Annotated in this window: 12 protein-coding genes and 1 tRNA gene; 5 read left to right on the top strand and 8 right to left on the bottom strand. The window is 62.4% G+C overall.

Annotated features, from left to right (window positions below; translation table 11 throughout):
* The first annotated feature begins 155 nt into the window (after positions 1-155).
* Both FHX14_RS16270 and FHX14_RS16275 read left to right on the top strand, forming a co-directional pair.
* A complete protein-coding gene (locus FHX14_RS16270; protein WP_003587618.1) occupies positions 156-596 on the top strand; it encodes a glyoxalase superfamily protein in 441 nt (146 codons plus the stop codon).
* Positions 597-679: 83 nt separating this feature from the next.
* A complete protein-coding gene (locus tag FHX14_RS16275) occupies positions 680-2,044 on the top strand; it encodes an MATE family efflux transporter (protein WP_184377790.1) in 1,365 nt (454 codons plus the stop codon).
* A gap of 45 nt (positions 2,045-2,089) precedes the next feature.
* Here FHX14_RS16275 and FHX14_RS16280 read toward each other — a convergent pair whose 3' ends face one another.
* The 8 genes from FHX14_RS16280 to FHX14_RS16315 all read right to left on the bottom strand — a co-directional run bounded on the left by FHX14_RS16280 (position 2,090) and on the right by FHX14_RS16315 (position 10,508).
* On the bottom strand, positions 2,090-2,251 hold the full coding sequence (locus FHX14_RS16280) for a hypothetical protein (RefSeq protein ID WP_184377791.1): 162 nt from the start codon (positions 2,249-2,251) through the stop codon (positions 2,090-2,092).
* A 98-nt stretch (positions 2,252-2,349) separates the two neighbouring features.
* Complete coding sequence (locus tag FHX14_RS16285) at positions 2,350-3,189, bottom strand: helix-turn-helix domain-containing protein (RefSeq protein WP_184377792.1); 840 nt, start codon at positions 3,187-3,189, stop codon at positions 2,350-2,352.
* A 70-nt stretch (positions 3,190-3,259) separates the two neighbouring features.
* Positions 3,260-3,484 (bottom strand): DUF1127 domain-containing protein, encoded by a 225-nt coding sequence (locus FHX14_RS16290; protein WP_184377793.1) that lies wholly within the window; start codon positions 3,482-3,484, stop codon positions 3,260-3,262.
* 88 nt (positions 3,485-3,572) lie between these two features.
* Positions 3,573-4,370: a 5-deoxy-glucuronate isomerase gene (gene iolB, locus FHX14_RS16295; RefSeq protein ID WP_184377794.1), complete on the bottom strand. Its 798-nt coding sequence runs from the start codon at positions 4,368-4,370 to the stop codon at positions 3,573-3,575.
* 196 nt (positions 4,371-4,566) lie between these two features.
* Entirely contained in the window at positions 4,567-5,484 is a 918-nt protein-coding gene (gene iolE, locus FHX14_RS16300; RefSeq protein WP_184377795.1) for a myo-inosose-2 dehydratase, read from the bottom strand.
* A gap of 65 nt (positions 5,485-5,549) precedes the next feature.
* Positions 5,550-7,400: a 3D-(3,5/4)-trihydroxycyclohexane-1,2-dione acylhydrolase (decyclizing) gene (gene iolD, locus FHX14_RS16305; RefSeq protein ID WP_184377796.1), complete on the bottom strand. Its 1,851-nt coding sequence runs from the start codon at positions 7,398-7,400 to the stop codon at positions 5,550-5,552.
* A 204-nt stretch (positions 7,401-7,604) separates the two neighbouring features.
* Entirely contained in the window at positions 7,605-9,539 is a 1,935-nt protein-coding gene (iolC, locus tag FHX14_RS16310; RefSeq protein WP_184377797.1) for a 5-dehydro-2-deoxygluconokinase, read from the bottom strand.
* A 93-nt stretch (positions 9,540-9,632) separates the two neighbouring features.
* The gene (locus FHX14_RS16315) at positions 9,633-10,508 is read right to left on the bottom strand and encodes a MurR/RpiR family transcriptional regulator (protein ID WP_184377798.1); all 876 of its coding nucleotides are present in this window, start codon (positions 10,506-10,508) and stop codon (positions 9,633-9,635) included.
* Positions 10,509-10,714: 206 nt separating this feature from the next.
* On the opposite strand from FHX14_RS16315, the gene FHX14_RS16320 reads away from it, so the two are divergent.
* From FHX14_RS16320 to FHX14_RS16330, 3 genes are all read left to right on the top strand, one after another.
* The gene (locus tag FHX14_RS16320) at positions 10,715-11,830 is read left to right on the top strand and encodes a Gfo/Idh/MocA family oxidoreductase (protein ID WP_183691298.1); all 1,116 of its coding nucleotides are present in this window, start codon (positions 10,715-10,717) and stop codon (positions 11,828-11,830) included.
* A gap of 86 nt (positions 11,831-11,916) precedes the next feature.
* Positions 11,917-13,134 (top strand): FAD-dependent oxidoreductase, encoded by a 1,218-nt coding sequence (locus FHX14_RS16325; protein ID WP_348649254.1) that lies wholly within the window; start codon positions 11,917-11,919, stop codon positions 13,132-13,134.
* Positions 13,135-13,383: 249 nt separating this feature from the next.
* Positions 13,384-13,474, top strand: a tRNA-Ser gene (locus tag FHX14_RS16330).
* Positions 13,475-13,780: the final 306 nt, after the last annotated feature.

Raw genomic sequence — 13,780 nt, forward strand, 5'->3', positions numbered from 1 at the left:
CGCATACAAAGGCCGGTTCGAGGCACCGGCCGCTCGCGGATGAAAATCCATGGTGAAGTCCTCGCGATCATGGTCACGGCCCTTGTGCATGCTGACTGGCGGCAATGCGAGCTCCCATCTACAGTCGAAGAGCATGCCTTGCGAAGGCTCACTCCATGACGACGACCTATCCTGCCATTGACGAATTGAAGGCCCAGGCCAAACGCCTGCGCCAGGCGATGAACGATCGCGGCACTGCGCTGACCCACAGTGCCGCCCTTGAGATGATTGCCCGCCAGCACGGCGCGCGTGACTGGAATACGCTGGCGGCGCTAGCGGCAAAACCCAATGCGGCTGCGAAGACGCCGCTCTTCGTCGGCGCGCATATTCGCGGCCGTTATCTCAATCAGCCCTTCACCGGCGAGGTCCTGGCGCTCTCGGCCTTGCCGGGCGGCGAACTCCACAGGATCACCATCCATTTCGACGAAGCGGTGGATGTCGTGACCTTTGAGAGCTTTTCAGCCTTTCGCCGGCGTGTGACTGCGCAGATCGATGCCGACGGCGTCTCGCCGAGGAAAACCTCGAACGGCGTGCCGCATCTGGTGCTCGATCTCTAAATCATTTTTGATTCCCTTTGAGGCCACCTAATCCGGATGTTTTTAACCCGGATCGGGCCTCGCCATACCACACGGATTTCTCCATGACCGATCTTTCAGAAGGCAATGCCTTTCTCACCGGCTGGTTGCCGGGCGTCTTCATCAGGACGGCGGCGCCGATCGTCGCGATCACCACCGTCAACGGCCTCTTCACCGTCGTCGACGCCTATTTCCTCGGCGCCTATGTCGGTCCTGACGCGCTCTCCGCCGTCAGCCTGATCTTCCCGGGGCTGATGCTGCTGATCGCCTTGCAATCGCTCGTTTCTAACGGCATGGCGAGCATCCTCGCCCGCCGGCTTGGAGCCGGCGATCGCCGGGGCGCGGGCCGGGTATTTGCCGGGGCTCATATGCTGGCGCTGGCCGTCACGCTCATCCTCAACATCCTCTACTGGACCCTGGGGCGGCAGATCATCGACGCCGGTGCCGGCACGGCCGCGGTGGCCGAGGGCGCCATGCTGTTCATGGGCGCGATGATCGCCTTTGCGCCGGTGAGCTTCTTCCTGTCGCTGCATCTCGACGGATTGCGTTGCGAAGGCAAGATCGGCTTCATGACGCTGGTGACGCTGACGGCCTCGCTGCTCAACATCTTCGCCAACTGGCTGTTCATGGCGGTGATGCATTGGGGCGTGCTCGGTTCGGCTACCGGCTCAATCGCCTCGCAATTCGTCTGTCTCGCCGCCGTGCTCGCCTATCGCTGGCGCCGGCCGGCGGCACTCAGGCCTTACCGAGGATTCGCCCTTGCCGAATGGCGCGGCATCGTCGCCTTCGGCGCGCCGATGAGCCTTGGCTTCATCGGCATATCGCTGGCATCCGCCGCCATTCTCGTCAATATCTCGCTCTGGAGCACGCATGATCATGTCGCGACGGTCGCCGCTTACGGCATCATCACCCGGATCATGACCTTCACCTATCTGCCCCTGCTTGGTCTCAGCATCGCCCTGCAGACGATTGCCGGCAACAATCACGGCGCCGGCCTTGGTCTTCGCGTCGGCCGCAGCCTGCAGATCGCCATGCTTGCGGCGCTCGTCTATTGCAGTCTGGTGGAGATCGCCGTCGAACTGCTGGCCGGCCGCCTCGGCGCCGTCTTCGTCGCTGACCCCGCCATTGTCGCCGAGGTCAGGCGAATTCTGCCCTGGACGATCGGCGCCTATTTCCTTTTCGGGCAGATGCTGATCCTGTCGTCCTATTTTCAGTCGATCGGCGATGCGCCGCGTGCGGCGATCTTCGGCCTGTCACGGCCTTACCTTTTCACCCTGCCGCTCACCTTCCTCCTGCCCTTCGTCTTCGGCGAGCAGGGGATCTGGATGGTACCGGTCTTTGCCGAGGCAGGCATGTTCATCCTGGCCTTTCTGGTGCTGTCGCAAAACGCCAGGCACCGCGGCTGGCGCTACGGGCTTCTGCCCGCCTAAATCGTAATAGCCGCGCTCGGGAGCGCGGCTATTAGCCGATGCCGTCTATTCCTTGCCCGCCGAAGCGGCCGATGTCGCGGCGTCAGCCTCGTTCAGCGCCTCGGCGCATTCCTGGCAGCAGACCTCGACAGTCTTGCCGCCGAGCTTGACGGTGATGGTCTCCGCGCCGAGTTCGCAGTCGCAGGCAGCGCATGTGGTCTTTTTCATCTGGTGATCCTCCGTTGATCGTCCCCGGATCGGGACAGGCTCATCAGATCATCGAAGACCGCATCGCCGCTGTCGAAATCTTTAGCGATCGATCGGGATCACGACTTGCGCCGCAACCGCGCCGAGCGCTGGAATTCGGCCGGCGTCTGCCCGAAGGACTGTTTGAAGGACGCGCTGAAATGGCTATGGCTTGAGAAGCCGAGATCGAGGCCGAGCGCGGTCAGATCTTCATACTGGCCGAGCAGATCGAGTGCGCGGGCAAGCCTGAGCCGCAGCTGATAGCGGTAAAGCGGCGTCGCCTCGACCTGCTGGAAGACCTGGGTGAGGTAAACAGGCGAGACGCCGACCTCAGAGGCGATTTCCGAAAGTGTCCAGCGCCGGGCGAGATCGGAGGAAAGCACCAGCTTTGCCCGGTCGACGAGTTTCTGCCGGCCGGCGCTGGCGCCCGCCGCATGCGATGTGCGTTCGCCGAGCGAGCGGCGCACCAGCGTCAGCGCCAATGTTTCCGCCTCCAGCGTCTCGGCGACGTTGCGGCGGAGACCATGACGCAGGAGCGCGACCAGTGCCTGCGCGCGCGGATCGATCCGCCGGCGCTGGCGACGGAATGAAAAGGCCGCACCCGGCTGCACCTGGTCCTTCGGCGCGAGCTCTTCGAGCATGGTCTCGTCGATCGCGAGATCGATGCAGGCGTCGCCTCCTTCGATCGGATGGCTGATCCGATAACCCTGGTCGGCATTGAACAACAGCATCTGATTGGCCTCGGCCACCGTATCATTGCGGCCGACATGCCGCATGAAGACGCCGCGATAGGGATAGACGAGGCTCGTCTTGTGAGCGCATTCCTCGTCGCCCTTATGACGGCAGCCGCCATCGCAGACGATGTCACGAATGGCGACGGTCTTCGTTTGCAGGAGCAAGGCTGTTGAAAACTGCGACATCTTATATTCCCAGCCGGACAGGCAGCCGACGAGGCGACCCGCGGCACAGTATCACAACTGTTGCCTGTGTTCAGTAGCGACTATAGACGTGAACGTCGCTTTCCGTCTGCCCTCTGGAAAGGCCGATATCCTTCAACTGATCGTCGGAAAGTTCCATCAGCGCATTGCGGTTGCGCCGTTCGACGATCTTGCGTGCCAGCCAGCGGACGGCCGTGATTGCCGCAGGCAACAGGCCGGGCCTGAGATGCGAAGAGCGGACGTTGCGGCCTGCTATGGTGATATTCGAGCTATGCATGATGATCCTCCATCCTTGTTGGATGGAGGCAGTGAACCATCAGCGGCGGCTCGGCGCTGTCAGATTATTTAGCGATCTGAGGCAGGCCTCACGCCTTGATCAGCCATTCGTGCTCGACGGCATTGTGGAATTTCCAGATCCGCTTCGGCCCGGCCATGACGTTGAGGTAGTAGAGATCGTAGCCGTGCGTTGCCGCGCAAGGATGGTAGCCCTTCGGCACCAGGGTCACGTCACCATCCTCGATCGCCATCGCTTCGTCGAGCGAGCGATCATCGGTATAGACGCGCTGGAAACCGAAGCCCTGCGGCGGGTTGAGGCGATGATAGTAGGTCTCCTCCAGGAAGCTCTCGTTCGGCAGGTCGTCCTGGTCGTGTTTGTGCGGCGGATAGGAGGAGGTATGGCCGCCCGGCGTGATCACCTCGACGACGAGCAGCGAATGCGCCGAGCTGTCGTCCTCAGGCATGATATTGTTGACATAGCGCACATTCGTGCCCTTGCCGCGCGTGACCTGCGGATGGGTGCCGGGCGGGATTTCTTTCGCCTGGTAGGTGCCGCCGCCGGGCGCCGAGCAGACGGCGAGTTCCAGATCGGTCTCCGCCGTCACTGACCATGTCGATTCCATCGGAATGTAGAGCGCATGCGGCGCGCCCTCGAACGGGTTCATGCGGCCGCCGAGCGTGCCGAAATCCATTGTTCCGGCCGACGCCTTGCCCTTGCCGGTGACCCAGACGAGGCAGACTTCCCGATCGCCGGTCTCTCCCGAAACCGTCTCGCCCGGCTTTAGCCGGTGCAGATCGAAGCCGACATAGGTCCAGCCGGCATTCTCAGGGGTGACATGCGTGACGCGGCCATGCGTGCCCGATGGTTTCACCTTGAGGTTTGGCATTGGTGGTTCTCCTCGTACGTTGAAAATTCCCCGCCCCAAACCCCTCCCCACAAGGGGGAGGGGCTTAATCTGCGGCGCTGTCTCGCCCATGTTGCGGCGTTCCTTTTGCAAGGTAGCGCTGTCTGGAGCGGGGCCGTGCCTCAAGTTAAGTCCCTCCCCCTTGTGGGGAGGGGTTGGGGAGGGGTTTTCTTTTCTGTTATCCCTTCGGGAAACCTTCGGTCTCCACCGTATAGCCAGCCGCCGTCATCACCCGCATCAATTCCGCATGGCCGATCTCGGCCATTTTCTGCGGGGGCGCCTTGCGCGGATCCTGCTCGGCCTCGACGACGAACCAGCCTTCATAGCCGTGGTCGGCCAGCCGCTGGACGATGGCGCCGAAATCGAGCGAGCCGTCGCCCGGCACGGTGAAGGCGCCGAGCGCCACTGCGTCGAGGAAGGACTGCCGGCTGCGGTCCAGCCCATCGACGACGGACTTGCGGATGTCCTTGACGTGAACATGGTTGATGCGAGCGTGGTGATTGCCGATGGCGCGCAGCACGTCGCCGCCGGCAAAGGCGAGATGGCCGGCATCGAGCAGCAGCGGAATGCCTTCGCCCGAAGAACGCATAAAGGCGTCGAGTTCCGGCTCGGTTTCGACAACGGCGGCCATGTGGTGGTGATAAGAGAGCGGCATGCCCTGTTCGGCGCACCATTCGCCGAATTCCGTGACGCGGCCCGCATAGGCCTTCATCTCGTCGTCGGCAAGCCGCGGCTTGGTCGCGAGCGGCTTAGAGCGGTCGCCCTGGATGGAGCGGCCGACCTCGCCGTAAACGATGCAAGGCGCATTGACCGCCTTGAACAATTCGATCATCGGAGCGATGCGGTCCTTGTTGGCCGTGAGCTCCTCATTGACCAGCGTGCCGGAGAACCAGCCGCCGCAGAGCGTCACGTCGGCGGCGCGCAGGATCGGCAGCATCTCCTCGGGATTGCTGGGGAAGCGACGGCCCTGTTCCATGCCGGTGAAACCGGCGCCGCGCGATTGCCGCAGGCATTCCTCGAGGGACACGTCGTCGCTGAGTTCAGGAAGATCGTCGTTCCACCAGGCGATGGGCGACATGCCGAGTTTGGCCTTCATCTATAGTCTCCTTAAAAATAGTGCGGAGGAGTGGGGCGCTCCTCCGGAAAATGATGGCAATCGAATCAGCCGATACGCTGGGAAGCGCGCGCTTCGACATAGCCTTTGCGCGCTTCGTTGACTTCTTCGCGCGGGCTGACTTCCGGCACCGCGACATCCCACCAGTGTCCGCCGGCCTCGGTGGTGATCAAGGGATCGGTGTCGATGAGGAAGACCGAGGTGCGATCGTTCTTCTTTGAGTCGGCGATTGCCTGCTCGAGTTCGGCGATCGAGGCGACCTTGACGGCGATGGCGCCCATGCTTTCGGCATGTGCGCGGAAATCGATCTCCGGCATCACCTCGTGATAGGAGTCCTTGAGCAGGTTGTTGAAGTTGGCGCCGCCGGTGCCCATCTGCAGTCGATTGATGCAGCCATAGCCGCGATTGTCGAGAACGACGATGTTGAGCTTGAGGCCCAGCATGACCGAGGTGGCGATCTCGGAATTCATCATCATGTAGGAACCGTCTCCGACCATGACGACGACATCGCGTTCGGGATGCGCCATCTTGGCGCCGAGCCCGCCGGCGATCTCGTAGCCCATGCAGGAAAAGCCGTATTCCATGTGATAACTGCCCGGCGCCGTCGTCGGCCAGAGCTTGTGCAATTCGCCGGGAAGACCGCCGGCCGCGCAAAGCACCGTCGTATTCTCGCCGCCGATCGAACGTGCCACTGCGCCGATCACCTGTGCATCGGAGGGCAGGGCGGCATTGGTTGTCGCCATTGCCTTGGCGGCGGCCTCCATCCAGACCTTCTTCTCCGCAGTTGCCTTTTCGGAAAGTGCCGCCGGTGCCTTCCAGCCCGAAAGCCCTGATGAAAGCGCCTTCAGCCCTTCGCGGGCATCGGCGACCAGCGGGTAGCTGTCATGCTTCACCGCGTCGTAAGCGGCGATATTGAGACCAACCATCCTCAGGCTGTCGTTCTTGAACAGCGCCCAGGAGCCGGTGGTGAAATCCTGGCAGCGTGTGCCGACGGCGATGACGAGATCCGTCTCCTCGGCGATCGCATTCGCCGCCGACGTGCCGGTGACGCCAACCGAGCCGAGCGCCAGCGGATGGGTCTCGTTGATCGACGACTTGCCGGCCTGGGTGACGACGACCGGAATGGCGTGAGCCTCGGCAAAAGCAGCAAGCTCCTTCGTCGCCTGCGAATACAGCACGCCGCCGCCGGCAACGATCACCGGCTTCTGCGACGCCTTGATCAGCGCGATGACATTGGCCAGCTCGTCCGCATCCGGCTGCGGCCGGCGGGTCGTCCATACTTTTTCATCGAACAGGCTTTCCGGATAATCATAGGCCTCAGCCTGGACGTCCTGGCAGAGCGACAAGGTCACCGGGCCGCAATCCAGCGGATCGGTCAGGACCTGCATGGCGCGCTTCAGCGCCGAAATGATCTGCTCGGGCCGGGTGATGCGGTCGAAATAGCGCGAAACTGGGCGGAAGGCGTCATTGGCCGAAACCGTGCCGTCGCCGAAATCCTCGATCTGCTGCAGCACCGGATCCGGCGCGCGGTTGGCAAAGACGTCGCCCGGCAGGAAGAGAACGGGAATGCGGTTGACGTGTGCCACGCCTGCCGCCGTCACCATGTTCAGCGCGCCGGGGCCGATCGAGGTCGTGCAGGCCATGAAGCGGCTGCGGAAATTCGCCTTGGCATAGGCGATGGCGGCATGCGCCATGCCTTGCTCGTTGTGGGCGCGGTAGGTCGTCAGTTCGCCGCGCACCTGGTAGAGCGCCTCGCCCATGCCGGCGACGTTGCCATGACCGAAGATCGCCCAGACGCCGCCGAAGATCGGCACTTTCTTGCCGTCGACAACAGTCATCTGCTTTTTGAGAAAATGCGCGACGGCCTGCGCCATCGTCAATCGTATCGTCTTGCCCATCGGGGCCTCCCGGACTTTTGACACTTTGTCTGTTTTCCCCTCCCCAACCCCTCCCCACAAGGGGAGGGACTAACCTTTTCGGCTCTCTGCGTTCGCGCCGCAAGGTTTCATCCGCAGGATGCTTACTCATGGCGGAGGCGGTGCCTCAAGTTAAGGCCCTCCCCCTTGTGGGGAGGGGTTGGGGAGGGGTCTTTTTCCTATTTCCTACTGACGGTCGCGCGTCTTCAGCCACGCCTCTGTCAGCTGCCGGAAGCGGCCGGCCATGTCGGCGATCGCTTCCTCGTCGTTCATTGCGCCCGAAAGCCAGGCGCGCGCCGCATCGGCAAAGATGGTCCGGCCGACGGCAAAGCCCTTCACGGAAGGGGCAGCCAACGTCGCCTCAAAGCAGGAGATGAGCTCGTCGGCGGGCGCTTCGAGTCCCAAAAGCACGATACCGCGGCACCATGGGTCATTTTTGGCAATCACCGCATCGATCTTCTTCCAGGCTTCGCTCGATGCCTGCGGCTCGAGCTTCCACCAATCCGGCTTGATGCCGAGCGCATAGAGTTCTTCCAGCGCGGTGGCGATGGTATCGTCGGTCAGCGGCCCGTTCTTGCCGGCGATGATCTCCACCAGCAGCTCGCGCCCGACCTTGCGGGCGGCCTCGAACAGGGTGCGCAGCTTCTCCTGCTGCTCGCTCTTCAATTCGGCCGGATCGTCGGGATGATAGAAGCACAGGCACTTGATGCAGTGGCCGAGCGGCCATTCCACCAGCTGCGAGCCGATATCCTGGCTGAATTCGAAACGCAGCGGCTTCGAGCCCGGCAGTTCCACCGGCCGGCCGATCCAGGAGAAATTCTTCGTCGCCGCGTCGAAGAAGGCGTCGCGGCCAAAACGTTCGTCGATCAGCATGCCGTAGCCGTCACGGCCGTTCGAAACCCGCGCCGCTGCAGAGACCGCCAGCCGCTTGAAGGCGACGATCTTCTCATGACCGACGCCGAGCTCATCGGCGACGCTGACAAGCTGCGAACGGTGATCGATCGCCAGCGCCATCAGCAGCGGGATTTCGCCGCGCCGGGTCGATGCCCAGTGGATATGGTTGATCGCCTCGTCCTTGCGCAGCGCCCGATGTTGGCTGCCGGTTTTCAGGAAGTAGTCGAGCTCCGCCCAGGTCGGATATTCCGGCGAGCAGAGCAGACGGGAGACGGCGAAGGCGCCGCAGGCATTGGCCCAGGTGGCGCAGGTCTTCAGCGGCTCGTCGCGCAGAAAGCCGCGCAGGAAGCCGGACATGAAGGCATCGCCGGCGCCGAGCACGTTGAAGACTTCGATCGGAAAACCCTCGCCGACGATGCCGGCTTCGAGGTCGTCGGCGATCGGTCCGTCATAGACGATGCAGCCCATGGCGCCGCGCTTGAGCACGATCGTCGCCGGCGACAGGCGGCGAATCTCCTTCAGTGCGCCGAGCACATCGTCGGCGCCGGAAGCGATCAGGATTTCTTCTTCGGTACCGACGATGAGGTCGCAATCCGGCAGCGTCTCCTTCATCTTCGAGGAAACACGGTCGGATTTCACGTAGCGCTCGAAACCTTCGGCATGGCCGGCAAGGCCCCAGAGGTTCGGCCGGTAGTCGATGTCGAAGATCACCTTGCAGCCGTTCGCCTTGGCGATGCGGATCGCCTTGCGCTGCGCGGCCTCGGTATTCGGCCTGGAGAAATGCGTGCCGGAAACCAGGACGGCGCGCGACGAGCGGATGAAATTCTCGTCGATATCGCCTTCGTCGAGCGCCATGTCGGCGCAGTCGGAGCGATAAAAGATCATCGGCGACACGCCTTCGGCCTCGACCGCAAGCAGCACCAGCGCCGTCAACCGCTCCTTGTCGGTGACGATGCCATCTGTCGCCACGCCCTCGCGCGCCGACTGCTCGCGAATGAAGCGCCCCATCTGCTCGTCGCCGACGCGGGTGATGAGGCCGGATTTGAGACCGAGCCGCGCCGTGCCGATGGCGATATTGGCCGGGCAGCCGCCGACTGATTTGGCGAAGGAGCCGATATCCTCCAGCCGCGAACCGATCTGCTGACCATAAAGATCGACCGAGGAGCGGCCGATGGTGATTACATCAAGCGCCGGCTCCGGCCGTGAACCCGGATTCGATTGTACCATGATGTCCTCCCGCTAGATTTTGCGCGGCTTCCAGTGCCTGCGAATTTGTGAATAATGAAACATCGGTTCCGATATTTTGTCAATTCGGAATGTTTATTCCATTTTCGCTTTCCCAGCTTTTGAATGCTGGCGCTTGCGCCGCCGTTCGGCGATGGCGACCGGCAGCGCCATGGTCAGCGCCATCGAGGCCGAGAGCGAGCGGAAGCCGGCGAAATCGGCCTCGGCCACCTCGAACCAGTGCGTGGCGCAGGCGGCAAGCGGCGAGAAGGCCGAATCGGTGATGGCGATGACGGGGACGCCGCGGTCGGCGAGCTCCTGGCTCTGGTTGAGGCTGTCGGCCGCATAGGGCGAGAAGCTCGCGGCGATCGCCGCATCCTTCGATGTCGCGAACTGCACCATTTCAGGGTCGACGCCGTTCGGCGAGGCGACGATCTGGTGGCGGATGTTGAGCTTGGAGAAAGCGTAGGTCATGTGCGCCGTCAGCGGATAGGAGCGCCGTTTGGCAATCAGATAGATCGTCTCGGCGGCGGCAAGGATATCCACCGCTTTCGTGAACGTGTCGCTCTGCACCGTCGCCGCCAGGCGGTTGACCGATTGGCTGGCCGCGGCAATGAAGCCGGACAGCAGATTGGCGTCCTCGTCGTCGCCGCTTGCCTGTTCCAGCGTGACGAGCCGCTCTTCATAGCTCAGCGTCCGGTCGCGCAGCCTTTCGCGGAAGATGCTCTGCAGGTCGGAAAAGCCCCCGTAGCCCAGATGATGCGCCAAGCGCACCAGCGTCGAGGGCTGGACGTCAGAGGCGGCTGCGATGCTCGCCGTCGTGCCGAAGGCGATCTCGTCGGGATTGCCGAGCGCGAAAGCCGCGACCTGCGCCAGCCGCTTCGGCATGCTCGCCTTGCGCTCGATGATGGTGCTGCGCAGGCTTTCGAAATCGCGTGGCACACGCGCCTGCCTCTGGGGGTCGTTATCCATGCTTGCGGCTCACGAGATGAAACAAATATTCCATATTGCCGAGCATAGACGATTTCAAAGGGCACGCCTAATTGTTTTTAATCGCCTGTAATTCCAGTCTTTTAGACAATTCACCCGAAAAATGGCGCCGATGACCGTGGGTGGGTCTCTTGTCAAAATGATCCAAATATTCCAAAAATCCGCGCGCAGCTCTGGAGGAGACGGAAATGAAGCCACTCGGCATCGGTTTGATCGGCACCGGTTATATGGGCAAGTGCCACGCGCTGGCATGGAATGCGGTGAAGACGGTGTTCGGCGATGTCGAGCGTCCGCGTCTCGTGCATCTGGCCGAAGCCAATGCCGGGCTTGCTGAGGCGCGGGCCGGTGAATTCGGCTTCGAGAAGGCAACGGCCGACTGGCGGGCGCTGATCGCCGACCCCGAGGTCGATGTCGTCTCGGTCACCACGCCCAATCAGTTTCACGCCGAGATGGCCATTGCAGCGCTTGAAGCCGGCAAACACGTCTGGTGTGAAAAGCCGATGGCGCCGGCCTATGCCGATGCCGAGCGCATGCTGGAAACGGCGAAGCGTTCCGGCAAGGTTGCCGCCCTTGGCTATAATTACATTCAGAATCCCGTCATTCGACACATCAAGACGCTTGTCGGCGAGGGCGCCATCGGCACCGTCAACCATATCCGCGTCGAGATGGACGAAGATTTCATGGCGGATCCCGATGTCTTCTTCTATTGGAAGAGCGAGCTTTCCGCCGGCTACGGCGCGCTCGACGATTTCGCCGTGCACCCGCTGTCGCTGCTCTGGTATCTCTTCGGCCATGTCGAGGCCGTCATTACCGACATGGTGAAGCCCTATGCCGACCGCCCGCTGAGCGAGGGTGGTCGCCGTGCCGTCGAAAATCACGATGCCGCCAACGTATTGTTGCGGCTTGGCGGCGGCATCTCCGCCGTGTTGATGGCCAACCGCGCCGCTTGGGGCCGCAAGGGCCGCATCGCCCTGCAGATTTATGGTTCGAAAGGCTCGATCGTCTATGACCAGGAGCGGATGAACGAATTCGAGCTTTATCAGGCCGAGGGTCGCGGCTCCGAACAGGGTTTCCGCAAGATACTGGCGGCGCCCGCCCATCGGCCTTATGATCGCTTTATCCCGGCGCCCGGTCACGGTCTCGGCTTCAACGATCTGAAGATCATCGAATGCCGCGAGCTGATCCGGGCAATATCGGGCGAGCCGTCGTCGATCGTGACATTTAAAGACGGTCTCAGGATAGAGAAGTCGGTGCATGCCATGGCACAATCCTTCCACGAGCGTCGCTGGATCGAGATCGGCTGAAGGTAAAGGCCGCTCTCCGTTGACGGCGCATAGGGCAGGGGATAGGCCTTGGCATGAGTGTCGGGCCTTGTTTCAGGAGTGAGATCGTGACGGATAGACTGGTGATCATCGGCGCGGGGCAGGCTGGTTTTGCATTGGCGGCCAAGCTGCGTGCCTTGAAGGACACGCGCCCGATCACCCTTATCGGCGCTGAAGACGTCGCGCCTTATCAGCGCCCGCCGCTTTCGAAAAAATACCTGCTCGGCGAAATGGCCTTCGACCGTTTGCTGTTCCGCGACGAGCACTGGTATGGCGATAATGATGTCGACCTTCGCCTTTCCACATGGGCCGAGCAGATCAAGCCGGACAGCAAGCAGGTTCTGCTGCAGGACGGCTCCGTTCTCGACTACGGTACGCTGGCGCTCTCCACCGGCTCGACGCCGCGCCGGCTGCCGGCCGCAATCGGTGGCGATCTCGAAGGTGTCTATGTCGCCCGCGACAAGCGCGATGCCGATCTGCTCGCCGAGGAGATGCGTCCGGGTCGCCGCGTCCTCATCATCGGCGGCGGTTATATCGGCCTGGAGGCAGCAGCCGTCGCCCGCCATCGCGGCCTTGAGGTCACCGTCATCGAGATGGCCGACCGCATCCTGCAGCGCGTCGCGGCGAAGGAGACCGCCGACATCATGCGCGGGATCCATGAGTCCCACGACGTGGTGATCCGCGAGAAGACCGGGCTCAAGCATCTGGTCGGCAAGGATGGGCGCGTCACCGGCGCCGCACTGTCCGACGGATCGGTTATCGATATCGACTTTGCCGTCGTCGGTATCGGCGTCGTGCCGAATGACCTGCTCGCCAAGGAAGCCGGCCTCGAAGTCGCCAACGGCATTGTCGTCGACGAATTCGCCCGCACCTCCGATCCGGCGATCTTTGCCGCCGGCGATTGCGCGGCCCTTCCCTGGCAGGGTGGCCGCATCCGGCTCGAATCGGTGCAGAACGCCGTCGACCAGGCCGAAGCGGCCGCAGCCGTCATCGCCGGCGGCAGCGAGCCATATGACCCGAAGCCATGGTTCTGGTCGGACCAGTATGATGTCAAGCTGCAGATCGCCGGCTTCAATCTCGGTTATGACGAAACGCTGCTGCGCCCCGGCGCCCGCGAAGGCGCCCATTCCATCTGGTACTTCAGGGGAGGCCTGCTGATCGCCGTCGATGCCATCAACGACGCCAAAGCCTATGTGACCGGCAAAAAGCTGCTGGAATCCGGGACCAACCCCGACCGATCGATTCTCGCCGACCCCTCGGCCGATCTCAAGCGCCTGCTCGGCTGAGCCGGGAACCGGTTCGGCAAGGAATCACCCCGGCGGGAACGTCGTGCGGGGATCGCCAATCCTATCGGACGCTGGACGGCAAAGCTCAGCTTTACCGTCGAAGAACGAAGCGCGATCAAATTTTCCCGATCACGCCTGGAAATGCGGTCTGTTTACGCAACCGGCCGAAATGCCAGCCGCTGCATTTCTTCTGGTGAACCTGAAAAAACCCTTGCATTCACAGACCGGTCACCATAGTTAGGCCGCACCGGAGAGGTGGCCGAGTGGTCGAAGGCGCTCCCCTGCTAAGGGAGTATACGTCAAAAGCGTATCGTGGGTTCGAATCCCATCTTCTCCGCCACTTTGATTTTTCCCAGCCCAGTTCAATCCTTATCGTACGGCAGAGAACTAACTGCGCTTAGGCGGTTTGTCTCCTAGTCGCAGGACGGTCATGCGTCATGGCCGCGCAATGAGAAATCGCGCCGCCTTAAGCGGGAGAATCGCCAGCAGGGAATCACTGCCCGCTCCCAAGCCCCCGGCAGGCAGCGCAACGGGTTCCGTGCATGTCCGGTTACGCTTGCTGCGGTGGCGATATCCCCTCAGCATCCGGATTTCGTCAAAAAAGCGTCGCAAATATGGTGTGCAGCCAATGTCCAGTTCACTGTTG

The sequence above is a fragment of the Rhizobium sp. BK619 genome (assembly GCF_014195245.1).
Lineage (GTDB): Bacteria > Pseudomonadota > Alphaproteobacteria > Rhizobiales > Rhizobiaceae > Rhizobium > Rhizobium acidisoli.